Here is a 23,154-nt window from a genome sequence, read left to right on the forward strand (position 1 = left end):
TAAAAGTCGTTTTTCTTTTTATTTATATGAGGTTAAACATACCTGACTTTCTGTTGAAATAAAGTGACAACCTTATAATCATTTGCAATGTCTCCGGAGGATCGTCATGCCCGCCTTAACCACCGCGCGTCTCACCTGCTCGCCGCTGCAAGAGCAAGACTGGTCCTTTTTTCTGTCGCTACAGCAAAATCCTGAGGTAATGCGTTTTGTCGCCCCTGCGCGTAGCGAGGCGGACATTCGGGAAGCCTTTGAGGCTCGTCTGTTGCCGTGGACGCCGGGAAGCTCGCACTGGCTCTGCCTTGTGGTGCGTGAGACGGCCAGCCAGACGCCGCTGGGCGTAACTGGCTATGTGCACCGGGAAGCAGATTGTGCTGAAGTCGGTTTTCTCTTTGCGCCCTCTGCGCAGGGGAAAGGTTACGGCTTTGAATCTCTGCGGGCTGTGTGTGATTTCGCGCTGACTCAGGGTAATATCCGTCGGCTCACCGCCACCGTGACGGTGGGAAATATCGCCTCAAGGCGACTGCTGGAAAAAACAGGTTTTCAACTGGAAGGTGAGTTGCGTGAGAGTTATTTCCTTTCAGGGCAATGGCATAACGACTGGCTATTCGGTTTACTGAAAAAGGAATTCCCGTTCAGTTAAACCTGATTAATAGCCATTTGGCGGATATTTCCCCGGCGGCGTTTCCTCTATAGTCGCGCCACTAAGAGGAAACGCTTATGACGGGTTATGCAATGCAGATATCTTCTGCTGCAATCGCATTAATTAAAAAACAACAGGGTCTTTCCCTGGAGAAATACCGTGACGAAAAGGGTATATGGGTTATTGGTTATGGTCACGTGATTCGCCAGTGGGAAAAATTTAACAGTCTCATCACGCCGATTGAGGCGGAGAATTTGCTTTTTAATGATATTCAATTATGTGAGGCGCTGCTGCGGGAAATGAACAAACGCCCATTAACCCAACAGCAGCATGACGCCCTGATATTAACCCTCTTCAGTTTTGGGGAAGAGTCCCCTCTGCCTGAGAAGATCCTTCAGGCCGTCGCCCGGGTGTAGTACATCGCGGCCTGCGTCCGGTTTTTGACATCAAGACGCCGGAAAAGCGTCTCAAGATGGGCTTTTACCGTTGCCGCACTGATGTTGAGATTACGACCAATCTCTTTATTGGACTCTCCGGCCGCCAGTAACTTCAATACCTCACGCTGGCGCTCGCTTAACACTGCCAGTTCATCCTGAGAGGAGTGCTGCTTCAGCCACTCGCCGGGAAAACAGACCATTCCACGCGATACGGAATCCAGCACTGCGGAAAAGCGTTCGGGATTCGCATTGCGGGGAATTATCGCCACCACGTTGCGCTGAAACATTTGCTCAACCCAACGTCGCTCTTTTTTCGTTAACACCAACACCACGCGCGACGCTGGAAAACGATCCATAATCTCTTCCAGTAAAGCCACACCATTATCACGAATTAAATACCCATCTATCATGACGATAGCGGAGGGTGACGCGGATAATTGCGCCCATAATTCATCAGTCTGACGAGCCCCTGTCATCTCTATTTTCGGAATTAACTTCTGCAAACTGTACATCGCTCCATGAATAAATAATGACTGCCTGTCAAACATGATTACTCGCATCGTTTTACTCCTCTGAGAATAGCGAAGGGGGATTCTACAGAGGCATTTTTTAAGAAAAAACTCAATGAATGGAGAGGTTACAAATCACCCTGCTCTCTTTATATCTTCCAGCATTTAGACATAACTGTTTTAAGGATTTCCTTAAGAGGGTTCCCTCCCCCTTAAGACTGAACATTACAGGAACATACCGCCTGAAACTTCAATACGTTGCGCATTCATCCAGCCCAGTTTGTCACTGAGCAACGCCGCAATGGCGTCACCAATATCATCGGGCAGGCCCACGCGTCCCAGCGCCGTCTGCGAGGCCAGCAGCTGGTTAAGCTCCGCATTATCCCGCACGCGTCCGCCCCCAAAGTCGGTTTCAATCGCGCCGGGCGCGATGATATTGACGGAAATTCCGCGCGCGCCAAGCTCTTTTGCCTGATAGCGGGTCAGCACTTCCATCGCCCCTTTCATTGCCGCGTAGGTGCCTGAACCGGGCTGAGTAAAACGGGCCAGTCCGCTGGAGACGTTCAGGATCCGCCCTCCGTCTTTTATGAGCGGCAGCAGCTGTTGCGTGAGGAAAAACGGCCCTTTGAAGTGAATGTTCAGCGCATCATCAAACTGCGCCTCGGTCGTCTCGGTATAGGGTGCGTATAACCCTGTACCTGCGTTGTTCACTAAATAGTCAAAGGTGTCACGTTGCCAGACGTGTTTGAGGGTATCCTTCACCTGCTGAGCAAAGCGCGAAAAGCTTGCCATATCGCCGACGTTAAGCTGCAATGCTGCCGCTTTTCCACCTGTTCCCTCGATTTCGCGCACAACTTCCTGCGCCTCCTGCTGGCTGTTGTTCCATGTCAGGATGATGCCTGTCCCTTCCGCGGCCAGCTTCAAAACGGCATTTTTACCCAGGCCGCGGCTACCGCCCGTCACTAAAGCAATACGTTCACTCATAATTCACCTCGTTTCGGCTGTGATGAAGATTGAGAAAGAGCTTATTAGATGGTAGAAGATCAATAAATAGTGCCTTCAGCGCTTCACTGTTTCATTCATAACAACAATGACCAACATCTATGGATAAAATACACGCAATGCAGCTTTTCCTTCGGGTCGCGGAACTGGAAAGTTTTTCCCGCGCGGCGGAGACGTTAAGCCTGCCGAAGGGGAGCGTATCGCGACAGATCCAGGCACTGGAAAACGCGCTGGGCACGCAGCTGCTGCACCGCACTACCCGCCGCGTCAGCCTGACGCAGGACGGCATGGTTTATTACGAGCGCGCTAAAGATCTGCTGATGAATCTGGACGAACTGGACGGCATGTTTCTGCACGACCCTTCAACCATCAGCGGTCGGCTACGTGTGGATATGCCCGTTGCCATTGCGCGAAATGTAGTCATTCCGAAACTGCCTGCATTTTTACAACAGTTTCCCGGCATTGAGCTGGAGCTGAGTAGCAGCGATCGTCTGGTCGATGTCATCCGCGAAGGATTTGACTGCGTGGTTCGTGTGGGAAACTTAAAGGACTCCGGGCTTATCGCCCGCCCGCTTGGGAAACTCTCGGTGATTAACTGCGCCAGCCCGGATTATCTGACGCGATTCGGCTACCCTGAGACGCTGGACGATTTGGCTTCGCATGCCCTCATCCACTACTCCGCCACGCTGGGCACGCGTCCGCAGGGTTTTGAGTATTACAACGGCAGCGCGACCCAGTGGGTAAAAACGGGAGGCGTATTGACGGTTAACAGCACTGAAACCTACCAGGCCGCCTGTATCGCCGGGCTTGGCATTATTCAGGTTCCGCGCGTCGGGGTGCGTGATGCCCTGCGCACGAAAAAACTCGTTGAGATCCTGCCGCAATACCGGGCTGAACCGATGCCCGTCTCCCTCATTTATCCCCACCGCCGTAACCTCTCCCGCCGGGTGCATGTATTTATGGAGTGGCTTACCGCACTCACAAAAGGTTACGTCGACTAGTCACAAGCTATAATTCAGTAACATCCAGCTCAACGAAAAGGAAAATGCGCGTGACGCCGGAAAATAACCCGCAACGACCGACTCAACATTTAGATTATGAACCCATCAAAAAGATGGATAACGAACCTGAAGCGCCGAAAGAGCCTGGAACGGCCAGCAAAGCGCTGGGCACCGTGACCGGCATAGCCGAAAAAATTCAGCAGATACCCGCGATTGCTCACCTGATACGCGCCGCTGAGCGCTTTAACGACCGCATGGGAAATCAGTTTGGCGCGGCGATTACCTATTTCTCGTTCCTGTCGATGATCCCCATCCTGATGGTGTCATTTGCCGCCGCCGGTTTTGTGCTGGCGTCTCACCCGACGCTGTTGCAGGACATCTTCAATAAGATCCTGACCAACGTCAGCGACCAGACGCTCGCCGCAACGCTCAAAAGCACCATCAACACCGCCGTGCAGCAGCGTACCACCGTGGGTATCGTCGGGTTGCTGATTGCGCTCTATTCCGGGGTGAACTGGATGGGCAACCTGCGTGAGGCTATTCGCGCCCAGTCGCGTGACGTCTGGGAGCGTAGACCGCAGGATCAGGAGAAGATATGGGTGAAGTATCTGCGCGACTTTATTTCGCTGATTGGGCTGCTGGTGGCGCTGGTCATTACGCTCTCCATCACCTCGGTCGCCGGTTCCGCGCAGCAGATGATTATCTCCGCGCTGTACCTGGATTACATTGAATGGCTGAAACCGGCCTGGCGCGGCATTGGGCTGGCCATTTCTATCTTTGCTAACTACCTTCTGTTCTTCTGGATCTTCTGGCGTTTGCCCCGCCATCGTCCGCGCAAGAAGGCGCTGATGCGCGGGACATTGATTGCCGCCATTGGTTTTGAGGTGATCAAGATTGTGATGACCTATACGCTGCCGTCGCTGGTGAAGTCTCCCTCCGGCGCGGCCTTTGGTTCGGTGCTGGGGCTGATGGCTTTCTTCTATTTCTTCGCTCGCCTGACGCTGTTCTGCGCCGCGTGGATCGCCACGGCAGAGTATAAAGATGACCCGCGCATGCCGGGTAAAACCCACCGCTGATATCATGTCGGGCTGATATTTCAGCCCGATTCGCCATTTCAGCATATAAATCCAGGCCGTAACTTTTATTTAACGCAAAACCAGTTTTAATGACTGATATTTGAAAAGTGTGAAGCATTTCATAGAAGTGTTTCCGCTGGTCTGAAAATTATCCGCTTTTTGTTGCTTTTATGACCACACCACGCCTTTGTTACAGATTGAAATGTCGCTTTTGCTATGCCTAATATGGCCCTTCGTTCGTCCAAAAATAAGAAAATATTATGCAAGCAACAGCCACCACACTTAACGAAGGGGCGGAACACGTTCCGGTCAACTCGCGCAATAAAGTCGTCGTCGCATCGCTGATTGGCACCGCCATTGAGTTCTTCGACTTTTATATTTACGCCACCGCTGCGGTCATTGTCTTTCCGCATATTTTCTTCCCTCAGGGCGACCCGACGGCAGCCACGCTACAGTCTTTAGCCACCTTTGCTATCGCCTTCGTTGCGCGTCCGATTGGTTCAGCGGTCTTTGGGCATTTTGGCGATCGCGTCGGCCGTAAAGTGACGCTGGTTGCCTCGCTGCTGACGATGGGGATCTCCACCGTCGCCATCGGCCTGCTGCCGACCTATGAAACTATTGGCATTCTGGCGCCTGTGCTGCTGGCGCTGGCGCGCTTTGGGCAGGGTCTGGGGCTGGGCGGGGAATGGGGCGGCGCGGCACTGCTGGCGACCGAAAACGCCCCGGCGCGCAAACGTGCCCTGTATGGCTCTTTCCCGCAGCTGGGCGCACCGATTGGGTTCTTCTTTGCTAACGGCACCTTCCTGCTCCTCTCCTGGCTGCTGACTGATGAACAGTTCATGAACTGGGGCTGGCGTATTCCATTCGTCTTCTCTGCCGTGCTGGTGCTGATTGGCCTGTACGTTCGCGTGTCGCTGCACGAGACGCCGGTCTTCGCTAAAGTCGCCGCGGCGAAAAAGCAGGTTAAAGTTCCGCTGGGGACGCTGCTGACCAAACACCTCCGCGTGACCGTGCTGGGCACGTTCATCATGCTGGCGACCTACACGCTGTTCTACATCATGACCGTTTACTCCATGACCTTCAGTACCGCCGCCGCGCCGGTCGGCCTGGGCCTGCCGCGTAACGAAGTGCTGTGGATGCTGATGATGGCGGTCATCGGATTTGGCGTGATGGTGCCCATCGCGGGCCTGCTGGCGGATAAATTTGGCCGTCGTTCAAGCATGATCGTCATCACCTCGCTGATTATTCTGTTCGCGCTGTTTGTCTTCCCGCCGCTGCTGGGTTCAGGTAGCCCTGCGCTGGTGATGGCGTATCTGCTGATTGGCCTGAGCCTGATGGGGCTGACCTTTGGCCCAATGGGCGCGCTGCTGCCGGAGCTGTTCCCGACTGAAGTGCGTTACACCGGCGCGTCGTTCTCCTATAACGTTTCGTCGATTCTGGGCGCCTCGGTGGCCCCGTATATCGCCACCTGGCTTCAGGCGAACTATGGCCTGTTCTATGTGGGTGTCTATCTGGCGGCAATGGCAGCGTTGACACTGATTGCGCTGCTGCTGACGCACGAGACGAAGCATCAGGCGCTGTAAGTGAATGCCGGGTGGCGGCTACGCCTTACCCGGCCTACGATTCAGCCCTCACCCACAGGGCTGAGGGCTCCCCACAAAATAATGCCTGCACAGACGGCCCCCTCTCCCTTGAGGGAGAGGGCTGGGGTGAGGGGGAACATACGGCTCAGGTGGTCATTCCGTTCACTTTATGTTCCTTGCTACTCTGTCACGACATGAGCGGTGAACGTGCCAGGGTGGCTCAGTCGCCACCACCCTGGCGACCCGGGCTTCCGGCGGAAAATCGCCGCTTCGCGGTGCCTTCGGCTTATTCCTTCCGGCTTATCGGGGACGGGCGGAGGTAACATCCCTGTAAAGCCCGCCCTCTCGGCGCATCCCTGCGCCTCGCCCCGGCCTACAGGAAACGCCTCAGCGATTTACAGCCGGACCGAGGCATCGCTGAAAGCCCTCAGTTATTCTGAGGCAACGTTATAGCTTGCTTTCAAATTACTGGAGCCCCCTCTCCCCACAGGGAGAGGGAGAAACGGGACTACTTCTTCATCTGCGACAAAATCGTCCGACACTGATTCGCTTCGCCTTCTGACGGCGAAATCAACGCCAGCAGCGCCGCCGCAGGGGTGACCAGCGTAGCGAGCGCGGCGGCGACCGCACCACGCGCAATCAACGGCCCGGCCTTCACGCCCGCCTGAGGATCTTTGAAGGTTCCGCGAACGTACAGCGGCGAGCGCAGGGTGATGATACGAATGCCTTTACTTTCCGGATCGATGGTTAAATCCAGCTGCTCGGACGCCATGCTGGCGGTACCGGTGACGTTGATAACCGCGTTTTCCGTGTCGAAGGCGAAGATCTGCGGACGCGCCACGCCGTTGACCAGATCCAGATTTGCCGCCGCGCAGTTAACGCGCACTTCGTCGTCACCGAAGATTTGCCCGATGATAAAGTTCCCGACGTTCAGCCCCAGGATCTCCATCAGGTTACGGCTCACCAGGCCGTCGTTCATCAGCAGCTTCAGGTTGCCGTTTCCGCTGCCCAGCAGCGCCGCTACCGAGTTACCCGTGCCGCGAATATCCGCGTCGCCGTTCATCTCACCGAGGGTTTTCTGCATCAGCTCCACGTCCGGCATCAGCTCTTTCAGCTTCAGCCGACGCGCCTGGATCTCCGCCCTTCCCTGCATTGGCTTTTTATCCCCCTCCAGGTGGATATTCGATGAGATGGTTCCCCCGGCCATGCCAAACTTCAGCGGTTGCAGGCGCAGGTCGGCGTTTTTCAGGATGATATGGGTCGAGAGGTTGCTCAGCGGCAGCGTGCTGCCATGCTCAATTTTACGTCCTTTGAAGCGTACATCCGCATCCATCACGTCCCATTTGTCGGTTTCGAAGCGGTCATAGGGCAGCACTTTACCCGCAGGCTGAACGTCCTTTTTAACCTCTTTAGACTTCGTGCCTTTGCCCGAATCTACGCCAATCAGCGGACCAAGATCGGCCAGACGCAGCTGGCGGGATTCAACGTCCCCCTCCAGTTTCGGGCGCGGTTTACCGGTGGTGTAGGTCAGCGTGCCGTGGATATCGCTGTCGCCGATGCGCCCGTTAAAATTCCGGTAGTCAAAGACGGACGATTTTTCGGTGTTGATTTTGGCAACCAGGCGCCCGTCCGTTTCAAACGGCGGGGTATCCGGCAGCAGCACGCCGGTCAAATCGTACAGTTCACCCAGCGAATCCCCGGCAAACTTAAGCTGGAGGTCGACGCCGCCCATGTTCATCGGGTCGTTAACCGTGCCCACGAACGCCACGCGGGTGTTGCCCGAGCGGAAATCCGCCTGCACCGGGAACGGCGTGCCCTCACTCCTGAGCGCCAGCATGCCGCCGATTTTGCCTTTACCGGTCAGCGGCTGGCCGTTGTAGCGCCCTTTCGCCGTCAGGCCGAAGACGTAATCGCCCGCTTTGCTGTCATCGCCTTTGGCTTTACTGCCCGTCACTTCGCTAAACGGCAGCGGCTTACCCAGCGGATCGACGAGGATCTCCACGTCAGCCTTACTCACCTTATCGTCAATGGCGATCCTCCCCCGATCGAACAGAATATTGTCGAGGCGGAAAGACCACGAAGAGGGCTGCGCATTCTGATCTTTATCGCCGCTGCTGGCGAGATCGAACGTCCAGTTGTTGTTTTTCTCTGACAGGCGAATCAGCCGCGCGTCGGGCTGCTGAAGTTTGATCCACGGCAGATACACCGTTTTGGTTAACAGGGCTAACGGCGCCAGCGTGGCTTCCACGCGCGGCAGGTGGATCATGGTCACTTCGGGGATGTCCGGCGGGTTGCCGAGAATGATGTCGTCGGCGTGAACGTGCGGCCATGGCACCCAGCTTCGCCAGCCGGTTTCCTCTTTCTGGCGCTCCCACACGACACCCAAATCGCCACGTATTGCGAAGGGGCGGTTTAGCTCGGTTGAGACTTTCTGGTTGATGGTCGGTTTGAGCCGGTTCCAGTCAAACGTGGCGATAATGGTGATTAAGACCACGATCAGCAACAAGAAAATCCCTGCTGTCCAGGAAATCACCCTGGTTGTTTTTGTCATTGTTGTCCCCTTTCCTGATGAACTTGCCTCTAAAACTATAGTTCAGACAAAGGGAAGCGGGCAGATCAGAGGGTGGTTATCACCTTTTCCAGGGTATCCATGGGGACAGGACGAGAGAGGAAATAACCCTGTGCCGCCGCTGCCGGGGAATTTTGCACGTCGCGCCACTCCTCCAGCGTCTCTACGCCTTCCACAATGACGCCCTGGCAATAGCGGTTCATCAGTTGCAGGAGCATCGTAAACAGGTTCCGTCCCTCCGGCGTCTGGCGCAGCATGATAAACAGATCGCGGGCCACTTTGATGTAGTCATAACGCACTTCGCTCAGGGCGGAGAAGTTGGCCATACCGGTACCGAAATCATCCAGCCACAGCGGGCCAAACTCACACATCGAGGCAAACGAGGAATCCTGCGGCAGCTGAACATGTTCCACCAGCTCGAAGCGCATCCACGGCAAGGTGGCAATCAGCGCCTGCAACGTCGCGTTCTGACGTAACGCCATCAGGGTTGGGCCATCCACGTTCACCGACGCCAGAATACCGTGCTGCTCGAAGAACGCCTGCTTCGTCGCCAGCATTCTCAGCTGCTCTTCCAGCACGTCGATACGCTGACGCACGGCAACCTCCGCAAAATAGCGGTCCGGTGCAATACGCTGTGAAGGATTCGATGGATGAGTGACGACCGTTAACACCTCAATCGCCATTAACCGACCGTCGGTACGGTAGATGGGCTGATAGGTGTACGCTCGCTCACATTGCAGCCAGTAGCGATGCTCCTGCAAGTTCTCAATACTTGCCTCAGGCGTAGTGCTCAGCCGCTGGATAACCTGCTCTGACTTCATTTCGGATGTCCTGTTGTATGGGATAGCCTTTCTGGACTCGTCACTGAGTTATCGGCCCGCCAGGTGAGAACTTTATGTTCAATTCACCGGGAAAATGAAATTAAGATGACAGAAATATGCCGGAATACGCGCTGGCTCAAAAAAAAATAATGGAACGTCGTTTTAATATAGTTGACCATAAAAAACACACAGCGCACACTACCCTTAATTACTTTGTTCAGGTTCACGACTATGTCTAAAAAAATTGCCGTGATTGGCGAATGCATGATTGAGCTGTCCCAGAAAGGCGCGGAAGTCAGCCGCGGTTTTGGTGGCGATACATTGAACACCTCCGTTTACATTGCCCGTCAGGTCGCCCCCGACGCGCTGAGCGTGAGCTACGTTACCGCGCTGGGAACGGACAGCTTCAGCCAGCAGATGCTGGAAGCCTGGCAGGGTGAAAACGTTGGGACCTCGCTGATCCAGCGAATGGAAAACCGCCTGCCGGGTTTGTACTACATCGAAACCGACAGCACCGGCGAGCGCACCTTCTATTACTGGCGTAATGAAGCGGCCGCCAAATTCTGGCTGGAAAGCGAGGCCGCCGCTGCCATTTGCGAAGAACTGGCGACCTTCGATTATCTCTACCTTAGCGGGATCAGCCTGGCGATCCTGAGCCAGGAGAGCCGTGAAAAGCTGCTGTCACTGCTGCGCGAATGCCGTGCCAATGGCGGTAAGGTGATTTTCGATAACAACTACCGTCCGCGTTTGTGGGCCAGCCGCGAAGAGACGCAGCAGGTCTACCAGCAGATGCTCGAATGCACCGATATCGCCTTCCTGACGCTGGATGATGAAGATGCTCTGTGGGGCGAAAAACCGGTTGATGAGGTCATTGCCCGGACGCAGGCTGCCGGGGTCAGCGAAGTGGTGATCAAGCGCGGGGCGGAGTCTTGCCTGGTGGCGGTTGCAGGTGAAGCCGTGACAGAGGTGCCGGCGGTGAAGCTGGCGAAAGAGAAAGTAATCGATACCACTGCGGCGGGAGATTCTTTCAGCGCGGGGTATCTGGCGGTACGTCTGACGGGGGGTACGCCGGAAGCGGCGGCGCAGCGCGGTCATTTGACGGCCAGCACGGTGATTCAGTATCGCGGAGCGATTATTCCGCGCGAGGCGATGCCTGCTTAAGGACTGTGCGGGCTGATGCCCGCACCCTAACCCTCTCCCTCAGGGAGAGGGAACTCAGGAGCTTACTGACCCTGCGGAATATCGCTCGCATCCTGGTGTAAATCATCGGCTGCCGTTTGCGCTGGCTGCGGCGACGTCGCCATGATGGCGTTCCAGGTGGCCTTCAACTCTTTCATGTCATATTCCGGCTCACCTTTCGGCTGCAACAGAATCAACGCCATATCCTGCGACAGCTGCTGACGCAGATCCTGATTCAACATCTCCACAGTCAAACCGTTCAGGAAGTCCTGACGCAGTTTCTGATACTGCTCCGGCGCGATATCCACCACCTGATTCTGCAAGGAGCGAATGCGCTGGCTGATTAATATATCGGTATCGGCGCGGGCATAGGTGGCGAACAGTTTCTGCAATTCGAGGGTTTTCTGCGCCACCAGCGCGTTAAACTCCTCTTCAGACAGGCCCTCTTTCCGCACTTTAGCCAGCTCTTTCGCCACCACGCCGAGATTGGCATTCAGCTTATCGCCCGGCGATTCCACGTTAATGGCGCACTGGGCGCGCTGGAACAGCACTCGGCAGTCAAAGCCCAGGCCAATATCTTTCACGTTGTTCTTGCTGAGCGTCTGCTGAACGTGCCAGAACAGCGCTTCACGCGCGAGATCCGCACGCCAGTAACGCAACAGCGCAGAAGACTCGCGGATCGGCTGCCAGGCCGTATCCCACATCATTGAAAGACGATCCTGACGCACGGTATCCGTCATGATGCTGACCGTCTCGGGACGCAGCGGGGACAAGGTAGGAACAGGGGCGGGCGTTTCACGCTTCCCTTTCAGATCGCCAAATGCTTTGTTGATCTGTTCTATCACCGCACGGCTGTCCACATTGCCCACCACAATCAGGGTCATGGCATCCGGGGTATACCACTGCTGGTAGAAAGATTTCACCTGCGCGGCATCAACCGGCTGTTTCAGCGGCTCTGCCGGGTCGTGGCCAAGCAGCGTTGACCCTTTCAGGCGGTAGCGCCACCAGCCTTCTTTGGTATCCGTCGGCCAGGTCGCCACCATGTCGCTGTTGCTCAACGCATAGTTAACGGTCTCAGGCGTAATCGCCAGTTTGCCGGTGGCATCCGAAAGATAGGTCAGCGCTTCTTTAAGCAGATCGTTACGGTTGTTGGGCAGGCTCAGGTTAAACATGGTGTAGTCATAGGAGACCACAGCCGGGGGCAGCGGGCGTTTCGGATCGATGGCCTGTTGCCATAAAGAACGCACCTGAACCGCCTGCAAACTGCCGCTCTGGGTGAGCGCCAGCCGAGGAATAAAGTGGCTTAAGCCGGTCTGCTGGGTGCTTTCAGTAAGGGAGCCGGTATTCACAGAAAGACGGATTTCAATGCGATCGCTCGGACGTTGCGGAGTGGATAATACCTGCCACTGGAAACCGTTCGCCAGTGTTCCCTGTTGCCAGGCCGGGTCTGGCTGGAGCGCATCTGCCTGCACATAACTGGCTGCTGCCATCATCAGCAAACCGCCGGTTAAGAGTCGAATTTTTGTGCCCTGCATGTGAACCCCTGATCAACATTCCTGGTTAAAGAGAGTGTCTCGCGACGTGAGCACTCAAAGATGACGATGAAAACCTTCCGATTAGACAGCGTGTTCGGCTAAACGTCACGGGCGGAAGTGAAATATACCCAAAAAAAATCTTGTCGAATTATGACAGGTATGAACGGTTATTATGCGCAGGTGCCCGCATCCCCACAAGGGAATACGGGCATTTATGAGGGATTAAGAGGATAAACCGGGGGTTTTGTCCTCAGATGTGCGGTTATTCAGCGTATCGTTAAGCTTCTTGTGATCCAGCTCTTTCACCCACTTCGCCACCACAATCGTCGCCACGCCATTGCCGACCAGGTTGGTTAACGCACGGGCTTCAGACATAAAGCGGTCAATACCGAGGATCAGGGCCAGGCCCGCCACCGGCAGATGGCCCACCGCCGAAATGGTGGCCGCCAGCACGATAAATCCGCTGCCCGTTACGCCCGCCGCCCCTTTTGAAGAGAGCAGAAGCACCACCAGCAGCGTAATCTGATGGAAGATATCCATGTGGCTGTTAGTGGCCTGGGCAATAAAGACCGCCGCCATCGTCAGGTATATCGAGGTGCCGTCCAGGTTAAAGGAGTAGCCCGTAGGAATAACCAGCCCCACCACTGACTTACGGCAGCCCAGCTTTTCCATTTTATCGAGCATACGCGGCAGCGCGGACTCCGAAGAGGATGTGCCGAGGACAATCAGCAGCTCTTCACGAATGTAACGGATAAATTTGAAGATGCTGAAGCCGGTCGCACGGGCGATGGAGCCGAGCACCACCACCACAAACAGAATACAGGTGATGTAGAAACAGACGATCAGCTGGCCAAGCTGTACCAGCGTGCCGACGCCATATTTCCCGATGGTGAAGGCCATCGCGCCAAAGGCGCCAATCGGGGCCAGACGCATGATCATGTTGATGATGCCGAAGATCACCTGCGAGAAGCTTTCAATGACGTTAAAAATCAGCTGGCCTTTGCTGCCAAGACGGTGCAGGGCAAAGCCAAAAAGCACGGCAAACAGCAGCACCTGGAGGATGTTTCCGCTGGCGAACGCGCCAATCACGCTGCTCGGGATCACGTCCAGCAGGAAGGCAACAATCCCCTGATCTTTCGCCTGTTCAGCGTAAACCGCCACCGCTTTCGCATCCAGCGTGGCCGGGTCGACGTTCATGCCCGCGCCAGGCTGTACCACGTTGACAATTATCAGGCCGATAATCAGCGCGATGGTACTGACAATCTCGAAGTACAGCAGGGCAACCGCCCCCGTACGCCCGACCGCCTTCATGCTTTCCATGCCAGCGATACCGGTCACCACGGTACAGAAAATGACCGGCGCGATGATCATTTTGATGAGCTTAACGAACGCGTCGCCAAGCGGTTTCATCTGCGCGCCCAGCTCCGGGTAGTAGTGACCGAGCAGAATACCGATGGCGATGGCTGTCAGGACCTGGAAGTAAAGACTTTTGAAGAGTGAGGTTTTCATAGGGTGTCCCTGGAAAGAAAAACTACAGGCTTTGTAAGGTTATGGTTAACCTGCGGCTTTAAAATAACACCCACATAACAGGACAGAAATAAACGGGGTTCAAATTTGAAACACAAATGTTAAGAACTTTGAGCTGGCTCGCACAAGCCAGCAACAAAATTACACTTTTGCGTTATTGCCAGCGTCGGCGAGATAGCGTTGCTCAAAGATATCCGTCGGTACGGCGCGGTCAAACAGGAAGCCCTGTCCGCTCTCCACGCCCGCCGCAGCCAGCCAATCACGCTGGGCGTCGGTTTCAATACCCTCGGCAATGACGTGCAGATTCAGGCTGTGCGCCATCTGAATAATGGCCTGTACCAGGCTGCAATCCTCCGGCAGCCCTTCCACAAAGGTTTTGTCGATTTTCAGGACGTCCACCGGCAACGTTTTCATGTGCTGGAGCTGACGCAGGCCGGAATACCCCATACCGAAATCGTCCAGCGCAATGCGGATCCCGGCATTACGCAGCGGTTTCAGAATGGCGACAGCATCGTCAGGATTGTCGATACAACGGCTCTCGGTGACTTCCAGGATCAACGTGTGGGGCTGGATGCGGTAGCGGTGGATCAACTCGAGCATCTCCGGCACCATGGTCGGGTGCATCAGCTGTAGCGCAGAGAGATTCACCGACAGCGGCAGCGTGATGCCCCGTTGTTGCCAGGCCGCAAGCTGGCGGCAAGACTCTTCCAGCACCCAGTAGCCGACGGTGACCATCAGGCCGCAGGACTCGATACGTTCGATCATCCCCTCAGGCAGCTCCCACGTGCCGTCCGGCTGTTGCATACGCAGCAACGCTTCGGCGCTGGTCACTTCCCCCGTGCGCAAATTGACCTGCGGCTGTAGCCAGAGCGCAAACTGGCGGTTGTCCATCGCCGTCAGAATGTCGCTCTCTTCCGTCAGGCGCTGCTGGGCTTTTTCCATCTGCTCCGGATCAAAGAACTGGATCTGGTTTTTGCCTTTCCGGCGCGCGGTGAACGCGGCCGAGAAGGCCCGACGATAAAGCTGCTCGGCGGTCAGCCCCCCGTAGTACATCGCAATACCGATGCTGGCGCTCGGGCGAAGCTGGATACCCTGAATGGGCAGCCGCTCATTAATGACAGTGAGTACTTGCTGACCTAGCGTAATGGCGTGCCACGGCTCTTTAACACCGTGCGCGATCACCACCAGGTCATAACCGCTGACCTGGGTGAGCACCATGCGCGGCGCCAGAACGGATTTCACCTTTTCCACCAGCGTCAGCAACAGCATCTCGCGCTGGCTCTCTTTCAGCACGCCCGCCGTGTCCTGCAAGGTTTCGCAGGCAATCACCATCAGCGCGGTGGTCTGCTGGCGGGCGACGGTCTGCTCCAGCAAGGCCATTAAAAACGCTTTGTTTGGCAGATCGGATACCGGAAAACGGGTGGCGTTGCTACTGAGCTCTTCCTGCTGACGCAGGACACGCTGCTGGTTGATATTGTAACTCCGGACCAGCATGCCAATTTCATCGTCGTGATGCAGGCGCGGCAAGGGAAGCTGATGCCCCATGTGCTCCTGTGGAGAGAGGTCGTTCAGCTCCCGGGCTATGCGGCGCAACGGATGCACAATTAACCGGTTGATACACCACGTCAGCGCCACGCTCAGCATTAGTGTCAAAAGTAAGTAAGTAGTCACTAACGTAGCAACCCAACTCATGACGAATTTATACATGCGGTACGAGTCGGCCTGTAGCACCAGGTAGGCCAGCGGCTGCGGGTTAGCCGGTCTTTCCAGGGAATAGAGAGGCAGGGAAATTTGCACCGGCAGTTCAAACAGGCGCATCACCATCATCGGGACGGGACGCTCCGGGATAAAACTCATCCGCAGCGCCTGGAACTGGTTCGGCAGCACGACATCCGCGCGGCTCACGATACCGGCGGGCTGAATGCGCTTCAGGATGGATTCCGCCTCGGGGATATCCCCTTTCAGGATCGAGGCTGACAGGGGTTCCCGCACCGAGCGGGCAATACTTTCCAGTTGCGAAGCCGTGTTATAGCGATTCTGCTGTACGGAGTGAAACAGCAAAATGACGCAGAAGATGAAGACAAACAGCATTGTGACGGCAGACACCATCGCCATCTGTTTGATCGTTAAGGAACGGCTGACACGCAAAATGACTCTCCACAAAACTCGAAGCGCAGGGCGCACCAGGGTGTAAACCTGGTGCGCCCGAGTATACCCGATAGCTGCACTTTTAAGAGAGACTTACAATTAGATTAAGAAAAAATCCGATCACCAGTCTGCATAAGGCACCAGCGGTTCCGGTGGTAAGTCCATATCACCCTGCCAGCCCGCGGCAGAATACCGAACGTAGAGCAGCGCATGGCTCGGGGTATAGTCTTTTGCTTCCTGAATATCGACGCCCAGTCCGACAAACCAGTTGGACGTCACGCGGCGTTCAACAATCGCCCTTGCGGTATAACCCGTGCCTGACGAGCTACTTCCGGTTTCCATTACACCTTTATCGGTATAACGGCCTGGCTCATTGTCCGGGATCAGTCCCTGTAACGGATAACGCATCACATCTTTTGTTTTTGAATGAGACCAGGAGACAGAGCCGCCCAGCTCCCATGACCAGTTCTCTGTGCGTTTACGCCAGTTCACCGGTAAGGCGAACGACACATACTCCTGGGGACTGTAGTAACCGCCCTGGCCCAGCGAATAGCCACTTAAATCCTTATCGTAATGCCAGAGCATGTTGGACACGCCCACCGTCAGGCGTTCGTTGTTCTGATTGATGAGCTTGTAGTAATAGCCGGTCATCCAGCGGACGCGCCAGTTATCTTCGACATTCTTCCCGGTGAGGCTGTCGGCACTCAGGCTTGACCAGATCCCGTTAGCTTCGCCTTTGTCGTAGCTCATGCTCACGCCGCCACCGGTGGCACGCACGCCGCCCCAGGTGGTGTCGGTATTGGGATCTTTTTGCCCGGCGAAGGCCAGCACCGAGCTGGAAATCGGACGGCGATGGGCGTTCAGGGTGTAGCCAATCGGCCCTAAATCGTTGCTATAGCTCAGGCTGCCCACCACATCGACCACGTCGAAGCCCATCGGCGTTGTACCGATATCCCACGCCCAGGTTTTGTTCTGCCAGCCGACGGCCACGCTGGCGCCGTTGGCCGACTGGTTCGTGCTGCCGTGACATGGCGTTTCGGCGCAGGTACCCCATGTCGGATCGTAGGTTCCGTTATCGGTGTCAAAGGAACCGGCGTTCATATTGACCAGATCGCTACGGAAGAACATACGTCCGTCCGACAGCGGCGCATCAACCTGGAGCATGGTGGTGTGCGCTTTCAGGTCGGAATAGCCTCCCGTGCCGCTGGAGCCCCAGTAGTCGTGTTGCAGCGTGACGTTCAGATCCTGCTGACGATAAAGATCGCCTGCATCGCTGCGCACGCCGCGCTTCAGCCAGTCATCTTTCTCATCGTTACGCGTGAGCCGCGTAAAGCTGTCGTTATCGGTCGGACGGGTCGTTGTGATGCCCGATGAGACCATCGCATCTTTCCAGGTGTCCAGCGCCTGCTGAGGCTGACCATTTTGTGCCTGGAAACGGGCGGCATCGCGCATCACCAGCGCACTTTCCATCGAAGGCGGCTGCGATTTGGCCTGCGCAAGAATGGCGTTGAAGGTCTTTTCTGCCGCGGCATGATCACCCAGGTCAGCCTGCGCCATGGCAAGCCGGCGCTGCATATTGATGGAGAGCGGTTCGCCGTTCTGTGCCGCGGGCAGTTTCGCCAGCGCCGCGCGCGCCGCGTCCTTGTTGTCCTGGGCAAGATAGACCTCGGTCAGGCCGAGGATCGCGTCTTCGTTCTGCGGTTCGCGTTGCAGGACGGTGTTGTAGGCGGTTTTCGCGGCCTCATGATCGCCACGCTGTTCAGCCCAGTCCGCCAGCGTCAGGTCAATACGGGTGGACGGAGGCTGCTGGCGAAGCAACGTTTCCGCCTCCTGCTCTTTTCCACTGTCGCGCAGGCGATTGGCGGTTTCCAGCACCTGGTTACTTTGCAGGCGGTCCGCCAGCGCCTGAATGTTGCCGTTCCACTTGTCGCGCGGCAGCGTGTTCAGATGCGCCAGCGCCGCCCGATCCTGATCGTTACCGGACAGGTACAGCCCGCTGGCGTAAACCTGATCCGGATCGCCCGGTTTCTGGCTTGCCAGCTGACGCATCAGGTTATCCGCCTGGCTGCGCTGACCCGCGCTATACAGATCGCGTGACAGTCGGTAGGTGATCCACACGTCGCCCGGGGAAAGCGCAAGGCGTCGGCGCTGAATTTCTGCGGCCTGCGCATATTTCCCCTCGCTTTCCAGCTGTTCGGCCTGGGCTGACAGCTGCTCGTTCGTCAGGCTACGTTCAATATCATCAATGCTGCGGCGCTGGCTGGCAGAGAGCGACTGAATAAACTGCGTCGCCTTCTCCGGAGACTGCGCACGATAAATATTGGCGAGACCGCGTACCGCGTTGCTGTTGCCGCTGTCCATCCGCAACGCCTGGCGGTAATAGCGCTCGGCCGCGTCATTATCTTTGCGCGCCGCCGCCGCATCACCGAGGCCCAGAACCGCGTAGCTGTCGGTATTGTCGATATTGCGCGCCTGCTGGTAATAGCGTTCGGCCTGGGCCGTATTATTGGCTTTCAGGGCGTTATCCCCCTGCTGGATCAGCAGCCAGTATCGGTTGACCTTCAGCAGGCTGTCCCATTTGCCCCGGTTATCGCTCTGCGGATCGAGGGCGATCGCCTTTTCAAACTGCGCAACCGCACGCGCGCGATCGCCTTTCTGAGAATAGGCCTGCCCCAGCGCGCCTACGGCTTCACTGTCGGCGTGGTTAGCGCTGACTGCTTTTTGCAACTCCGTTACCGCTTTACTGCCCTGCCCGGCATCCACTGCGGCTAACCCTTCGGCTTTGGCGCGGAACGCCGGATCGGCGAGCTGTTTTTGCTGCGCTTCAAGCTGGGCGCGCGCTGCCGTCACGTTATCGCCATCGCTGAACACGCTCAGGTATTGTTGCAGCGCGGTAACGCTGGCGCTGCTGGCCGGCTGATCTTTGATCTGCTGGTACCACATGTCCGACGCCTGACTGCGGCCATTGTTCGATTTGGCCATCTCCTGTAACACCGCAAACCCTTCATCACGCCGTCCGCTCTGGAACAGAAGCTGTGCCAGCGAGGACTGTAGCGGGACGTTGCCCGGACTGCTGGCGTTTATTTTCTTAAGCTGATTAATGGCCAGGTTGCGGCGGGCTGGCTCTTTCGCCACCACGTTCCAGTACTCCGTCGCGATGTCGCCACTGGGCGGCTTACCGTCAAACAGTTTGTCATACGCGGCAATGGCTTCCTGGGTGTGCCCGGTGGTGGCAAGCAGGCGAGCCTGCTGGAGGGCCTGGCGACCATCCGGCGTGGAGAGCAGCATGGTAGTACGGGAGGACTGATAGGCACTGGAATCGGGCGCCATTCCTTTCAGGCGATCCAGCTCTTTTTGCGCGCCCGCCGTATCGCCCTGTCGTAACAGGTAGCGGAAGCGCGCGGCAATCACGTCCGGGTTGTTGGGGTCGATCAGCTCAAGGCGATAGAGCGACTGGCGCACTAAATCCTCACGCTGGGTGGATTCCCCCAGACGGACCTGTTCCAGCAGCTGTCTCTGCTGCGGGGAGTTGGCGGCCTGGGCCAGGGGCATTAGCGCCAGGCCAAGCGATAAGGTGAGTAGATTCAGTGTGAACGTGCGCATTCCTGGCCCCAGTCCGGTAGTAATTCACCTTGCACGGTGAAACGAAAACGATGCTGATCCCACCCTTGTCCAAAGAGGGTCAGAACGTAGCTGTAATAAGCATTGTTATCGGGAAAACGATCGGCGACGTGCTGGCGTTGCACCGCTTGCGCGTCCCGGTTTTGTAAAAACGGAAGGAGGGAGGCAGAAAACCCTACCGGCCCATCTCCGGTGCGTTTCCCGGTCGCGACGTCCACTTTCTCCGGCGGCAAGCCTTGTTTGATTGTGGTGGTCGCCATGGGCTTGAAACGCGCCAGTAGCCGGGCTTTCTGCGGATCGTTATCGTTCATCATCCCTACCCACAGATAGACGCGAATCGCATCGTAGCTGCCGATCAGGGATGCATCCTGCGACAGCTGCCAGCCGCCCTTTTTCTGGTATTTCACCCAGTTCGGGGAAAATCCTTTAGGCGCGGTCTCCAGCAGCAGACGCAGGTTGGTTTCACGGAGCGTCGTCCACGGCGCGCCAAAACGGGTGAAATAGCTCGCAAGCTGCGGCGGCAGGTAGCTGGGGTTGAAGCGCCAGACACTCTCTTCGGCAAAACCGACTTTACCCGGCAGCAGCATAGAACCCAGCCCCGGCACCTTCACCACTTCCTCACTGGCAATGCGCGTCAACAGCGCCTTACCCGTGCGCGTGTAATCGGGATTTTTCCACAGCCGCCCGGCTTCCAGCAGCGACCAGGCAATCCAGATATCGGCATCAGACGCGGAGTTAGGGTCGATAACCGCCCAGGTTTCGTCGTCCTTTTTCCCCCACAGCCAGGCCGGGAGATGTTGGGTTAAATCTCCCTCGGCAAGGTTATCGCGCGTCCATGCCAGCAGCAGATCGAACGCCTTGCGATCGTTTGCCGCGAGGGCAAAGAACAGTCCGTAGCTTTGCCCTTCGGAGGTGGTGATTTTGCGCGCGTCACTGGGATCAATGACGCGTCCACTTTCGCTCATATAATCCTGCTTGAACGTCTCCCAGGCAGGCCAGCGACAGGCGGCGTGAAGATTCGCCGCCGCCAGCATCAACGCTGCGACTACACACCCGCGAAAGATTTTCATCACCGCTTACTCATGGTCCGGGTTAAGACGACGACGGCTGATGATTCGCAGCAGACGCCACAGTACCCACGCCAGCAGTACAACGCTGAGCGCAGCCAGCACGGCCAGCAGCACCGGGTGGTTAGACAGGGCGTACCACAGGCGTTCGAACCACGGCAGATGACCGACGTAGTAGACATCCCCCACGCGCAGGCTGTTTACCCCCGACTCACGGATCACCGAGACGGAACCGAACATTGCCGCCCGTTTACCGCTGTCGTTCATGGCCGTGTTGAGTAGCTCATACCCGCGCGGGCTGTCCGCCAGCAGGGCGATAACGCTGCGCTGGTCGTTATACGGCGACTGGAAGCCGACAATCGCGGCCATCGGACCCGTTGAGCTTACGGTCGTCCTGATATTGGCCTGACGATCGCCGCTGTCCGGCATGATGCTCGGGAACTCGGTCTGACGCAGCGGCGTGTTAACCCACGACTGAGCCGCCTGCACCAGCAGATCGACGCGCTTCTCGTCTTTCAGCTTGTCCGGAATGTTGCCGATGACCATGATATCGGCATCTTTGTTCTGGATCTGGCTCCCGTCATCCGTCACCGTCACGTTGATCGCCGGCAAGCCGGTTTGCGCCCCGACGGTGCCCATGGTGTCCAGCAGCGTGGTAACCTGGCCTTCGTTGGCCGCTTTTGGCATCACGACAATCGATTCAGAGAGGTCTGCCATGCGGCTGAACGGGAAGCTGGCGTTAGCAAAGGCACGCAGATCCGGCATCGCAATAAAGTGGTAATACTTCGAGAAGTCGATCGTGGAATCATCGCCAATCACCACGTGGTTTTGCACCGGCTGGAAGGTAATACAGTTTTCCACCGATCCACCCGGCATGGGGTTCATATACTGGAAGTTAAACCGCAGCTGGTTCACCGCACCGAGCTTCAGCGCCGGGATCGACACATCGGTTTTGCCATCCAGCAGCCCCTGTAATACAGGCAGACGAAGCATCAACCGGTTTGTCTCCTGGCTGCTGGTCAGGCTGAACGATTGCAGGAACTGATTGTTGAGGCTGATATCCATGCGCGAGCTGTCTTTGGTCGCCGGCGCGGTGTAACGGTAGTTCAGATTGATATCAATGCCGTTGGTGCGCAGCAGATAGAGATCCGGCGGCAGGTTCAGCGACAGGCTGACAGGAGAAGGTTCAAGCCCGGTTGACTGCAATTGCTCTTCATAGGTTTTCAGTTCGCCAAAGGTGATGGCCCGGTCGGTACGTACCCAGTTCGGCGCATCATAAGGCTTACGTGCCAGCAGCGGTTTCACCTCGTCCACCACAACGCTGTTACCGCGGAACAGGATATTCCCCTGCGCAATGCCTTTCGCCGCCTGCACCAGATCTTTGTCATCACGGCCGAAGATCACCAACAGCTTCACGTACGGATTGTCCGGATGGCTGATCATCTCGATGGTGGGCGCTTTCACCTCCGGATGGTCACGCAGGAAAGCCGGACGTTTGGCGTTGGTGGCAAACACGATCGCATTTTTGTCCGGCATTTTGTCGTACATGACCGGGAAACTTTGACCACGCCAGCCGGAGCGGGAACCAAACCAGGATGCCACGATAGAGGCCGCCAGCTGTTCGGTCACATCGGGAGAGCCGGCAAAGACCATCGGCAGGTTCAGCGGACGGTTATCACGCGGGTCGAAGAACGGCACCGGGAAGGCGGAGAGATCGTTTTTCAACGCCAGCGGCTGATAGGTCATCTGAAGCGAAGAGTTACGCCCGACATCCAGCCACAGGGTGCTGCTGGCCGGGTTTTCACAGACATCGCGGTAGTGGCCGACAAACTCCAGACGCACGCGGTTAAAGTCGGTGATAAACAGCGGATTAATCGGCACCTGAGCCAGGGTTTTCTTACCGAGTTGCTCTTTGGTGACGGGCAGGACGTCCATCAGCTCGTCATTCAGATAGACCTTAAGCTGGGACTGCACCGGCAACAGCGACGGCGATGGGGTGTATTCCAGGTTGAGCATCGCTTTCGACACAACTTCATCGCTGCGCATACCGAATTCGATACCGCCATTTGGGTTGATGCCGCGCAGAACCATGCTGCCCGGAGGAGGCGCGATCTGGGCGAACGTCAGCTTAACGTCACGCGACGGCGTATTTTCAGCAACCACCGGCGCACTGGCTCCCGGCACGCCAGGCATGACCTGCCCAACCACCGGGTTGTCGGCGGGCAGCGTATTCCCCGTCGTCGGCTGATTCGGGACGACGTTTTCCGTCTGCCCCGGCGCGGCCGTCACAACCGGATCGGTCGCTTGCGCGACGACAGGCACCGTTGGCGCGGGCGTGGCCGCTGCGTTATCAGGCGCTGCGTTAGCCACTGTTGCAGGGAGCGCACTCATCCCCATTGCCACTGCACATAACCAGGAAAGTTTTGTTTTCATCGCGTT

Annotated in this window: 16 protein-coding genes; 6 read left to right on the top strand and 10 right to left on the bottom strand. The window is 56.7% G+C overall.

Translation table 11 applies throughout. The annotated features are described in order from the left end of the window. Positions 1–106 precede the first annotated feature (106 nt). Positions 107–640, top strand: coding sequence for a GNAT family protein (locus tag RS584_RS22030; protein WP_315748636.1), 534 nt, complete (start codon positions 107–109; stop codon positions 638–640). Between the two features lie 77 nt (positions 641–717). After that, a complete protein-coding gene (locus RS584_RS22035) occupies positions 718–1,056 on the top strand; it encodes a lysozyme (RefSeq protein WP_015571514.1) in 339 nt (112 codons plus the stop codon). On the opposite strand, the gene RS584_RS22040 is transcribed toward RS584_RS22035, so the two are convergent. Then, a complete protein-coding gene (locus RS584_RS22040) occupies positions 1,035–1,637 on the bottom strand; it encodes a response regulator transcription factor (RefSeq protein ID WP_017384182.1) in 603 nt (200 codons plus the stop codon). The two genes, RS584_RS22035 and RS584_RS22040, sit on opposite strands and share 22 nt — an antisense overlap. A gap of 174 nt (positions 1,638–1,811) precedes the next feature. Next, on the bottom strand, positions 1,812–2,570 hold the full coding sequence (locus RS584_RS22045; protein WP_315748637.1) for an SDR family NAD(P)-dependent oxidoreductase: 759 nt from the start codon (positions 2,568–2,570) through the stop codon (positions 1,812–1,814). A 119-nt stretch (positions 2,571–2,689) separates the two neighbouring features. On the opposite strand from RS584_RS22045, the gene RS584_RS22050 reads away from it, so the two are divergent. From RS584_RS22050 to RS584_RS22060, 3 genes are all read left to right on the top strand, one after another. Continuing rightward, complete coding sequence (locus tag RS584_RS22050; RefSeq protein WP_315748638.1) at positions 2,690–3,589, top strand: LysR family transcriptional regulator; 900 nt, start codon at positions 2,690–2,692, stop codon at positions 3,587–3,589. A 50-nt stretch (positions 3,590–3,639) separates the two neighbouring features. Then, the gene (yhjD, locus tag RS584_RS22055) at positions 3,640–4,665 is read left to right on the top strand and encodes an inner membrane protein YhjD (protein WP_023295574.1); all 1,026 of its coding nucleotides are present in this window, start codon (positions 3,640–3,642) and stop codon (positions 4,663–4,665) included. A 260-nt stretch (positions 4,666–4,925) separates the two neighbouring features. Next, positions 4,926–6,248: an MFS transporter gene (locus RS584_RS22060; RefSeq protein ID WP_015571519.1), complete on the top strand. Its 1,323-nt coding sequence runs from the start codon at positions 4,926–4,928 to the stop codon at positions 6,246–6,248. Between the two features lie 508 nt (positions 6,249–6,756). On the opposite strand, the gene RS584_RS22065 is transcribed toward RS584_RS22060, so the two are convergent. After that, positions 6,757–8,799 carry an AsmA family protein gene (locus tag RS584_RS22065; RefSeq protein ID WP_315748639.1) on the bottom strand — a complete coding sequence of 681 codons (2,043 nt, stop codon included), beginning with the start codon at positions 8,797–8,799 and terminating at the stop codon, positions 6,757–6,759. A 65-nt stretch (positions 8,800–8,864) separates the two neighbouring features. After that, positions 8,865–9,638, bottom strand: a complete 774-nt coding sequence (gene pdeH / locus RS584_RS22070; RefSeq protein ID WP_015571521.1) for a cyclic-guanylate-specific phosphodiesterase — start codon at positions 9,636–9,638, stop codon at positions 8,865–8,867. A 231-nt stretch (positions 9,639–9,869) separates the two neighbouring features. Here pdeH and RS584_RS22075 point away from each other — a divergent pair, with 231 nt between their 5' ends. Next, positions 9,870–10,799, top strand: a complete 930-nt coding sequence (locus RS584_RS22075; protein ID WP_017384186.1) for a sugar kinase — start codon at positions 9,870–9,872, stop codon at positions 10,797–10,799. A gap of 62 nt (positions 10,800–10,861) precedes the next feature. On the opposite strand, the gene RS584_RS22080 is transcribed toward RS584_RS22075, so the two are convergent. From RS584_RS22080 to bcsB, 6 genes are all read right to left on the bottom strand, one after another. Next, positions 10,862–12,352: a pitrilysin family protein gene (locus tag RS584_RS22080; protein ID WP_315748640.1), complete on the bottom strand. Its 1,491-nt coding sequence runs from the start codon at positions 12,350–12,352 to the stop codon at positions 10,862–10,864. A 222-nt stretch (positions 12,353–12,574) separates the two neighbouring features. Further along, positions 12,575–13,861 (bottom strand): C4-dicarboxylate transporter DctC, encoded by a 1,287-nt coding sequence (gene dctA / locus RS584_RS22085; RefSeq protein WP_015571524.1) that lies wholly within the window; start codon positions 13,859–13,861, stop codon positions 12,575–12,577. Positions 13,862–14,020: 159 nt separating this feature from the next. Beyond that, complete coding sequence (gene hmsP, locus RS584_RS22090; RefSeq protein ID WP_047642286.1) at positions 14,021–16,027, bottom strand: biofilm formation regulator HmsP; 2,007 nt, start codon at positions 16,025–16,027, stop codon at positions 14,021–14,023. 120 nt (positions 16,028–16,147) lie between these two features. Then, positions 16,148–19,630, bottom strand: coding sequence for a cellulose synthase complex outer membrane protein BcsC (gene bcsC, locus RS584_RS22095; RefSeq protein ID WP_315748642.1), 3,483 nt, complete (start codon positions 19,628–19,630; stop codon positions 16,148–16,150). Then, positions 19,612–20,718, bottom strand: a complete 1,107-nt coding sequence (gene bcsZ, locus RS584_RS22100; RefSeq protein ID WP_017384189.1) for a cellulose synthase complex periplasmic endoglucanase BcsZ — start codon at positions 20,716–20,718, stop codon at positions 19,612–19,614. Before bcsZ ends, bcsC begins: the two co-directional genes overlap by 19 nt. 6 nt (positions 20,719–20,724) lie before the next feature. Beyond that, complete coding sequence (gene bcsB / locus RS584_RS22105; RefSeq protein ID WP_071591748.1) at positions 20,725–23,148, bottom strand: cellulose biosynthesis cyclic di-GMP-binding regulatory protein BcsB; 2,424 nt, start codon at positions 23,146–23,148, stop codon at positions 20,725–20,727. Between the last annotated feature and the right edge of the window lie 6 nt (positions 23,149–23,154).

The sequence above is a fragment of the Enterobacter sp. DTU_2021_1002640_1_SI_PRY_ASU_LCPMC_013 genome (assembly GCF_032389435.1).
Lineage (GTDB): Bacteria > Pseudomonadota > Gammaproteobacteria > Enterobacterales > Enterobacteriaceae > Enterobacter > Enterobacter hormaechei_C.

Coding starts and splice junctions, on each gene's coding strand:
- RS584_RS22030 (WP_315748636.1), top strand. CDS start 107: ATGCCCGCCTTAACCACCGCGCGTCTCACCTGCTCGCCGCTGCAAGAG.
- RS584_RS22035 (WP_015571514.1), top strand. CDS start 718: ATGACGGGTTATGCAATGCAGATATCTTCTGCTGCAATCGCATTAATT.
- RS584_RS22040 (WP_017384182.1), bottom strand. CDS start 1,637: ATGCGAGTAATCATGTTTGACAGGCAGTCATTATTTATTCATGGAGCG.
- RS584_RS22045 (WP_315748637.1), bottom strand. CDS start 2,570: ATGAGTGAACGTATTGCTTTAGTGACGGGCGGTAGCCGCGGCCTGGGT.
- RS584_RS22050 (WP_315748638.1), top strand. CDS start 2,690: ATGGATAAAATACACGCAATGCAGCTTTTCCTTCGGGTCGCGGAACTG.
- RS584_RS22060 (WP_015571519.1), top strand. CDS start 4,926: ATGCAAGCAACAGCCACCACACTTAACGAAGGGGCGGAACACGTTCCG.
- RS584_RS22065 (WP_315748639.1), bottom strand. CDS start 8,799: ATGACAAAAACAACCAGGGTGATTTCCTGGACAGCAGGGATTTTCTTG.
- pdeH (WP_015571521.1), bottom strand. CDS start 9,638: ATGAAGTCAGAGCAGGTTATCCAGCGGCTGAGCACTACGCCTGAGGCA.
- RS584_RS22075 (WP_017384186.1), top strand. CDS start 9,870: ATGTCTAAAAAAATTGCCGTGATTGGCGAATGCATGATTGAGCTGTCC.
- RS584_RS22080 (WP_315748640.1), bottom strand. CDS start 12,352: ATGCAGGGCACAAAAATTCGACTCTTAACCGGCGGTTTGCTGATGATG.
- dctA (WP_015571524.1), bottom strand. CDS start 13,861: ATGAAAACCTCACTCTTCAAAAGTCTTTACTTCCAGGTCCTGACAGCC.
- bcsC (WP_315748642.1), bottom strand. CDS start 19,630: ATGCGCACGTTCACACTGAATCTACTCACCTTATCGCTTGGCCTGGCG.
- bcsZ (WP_017384189.1), bottom strand. CDS start 20,718: ATGAAAATCTTTCGCGGGTGTGTAGTCGCAGCGTTGATGCTGGCGGCG.
- bcsB (WP_071591748.1), bottom strand. CDS start 23,148: ATGAAAACAAAACTTTCCTGGTTATGTGCAGTGGCAATGGGGATGAGT.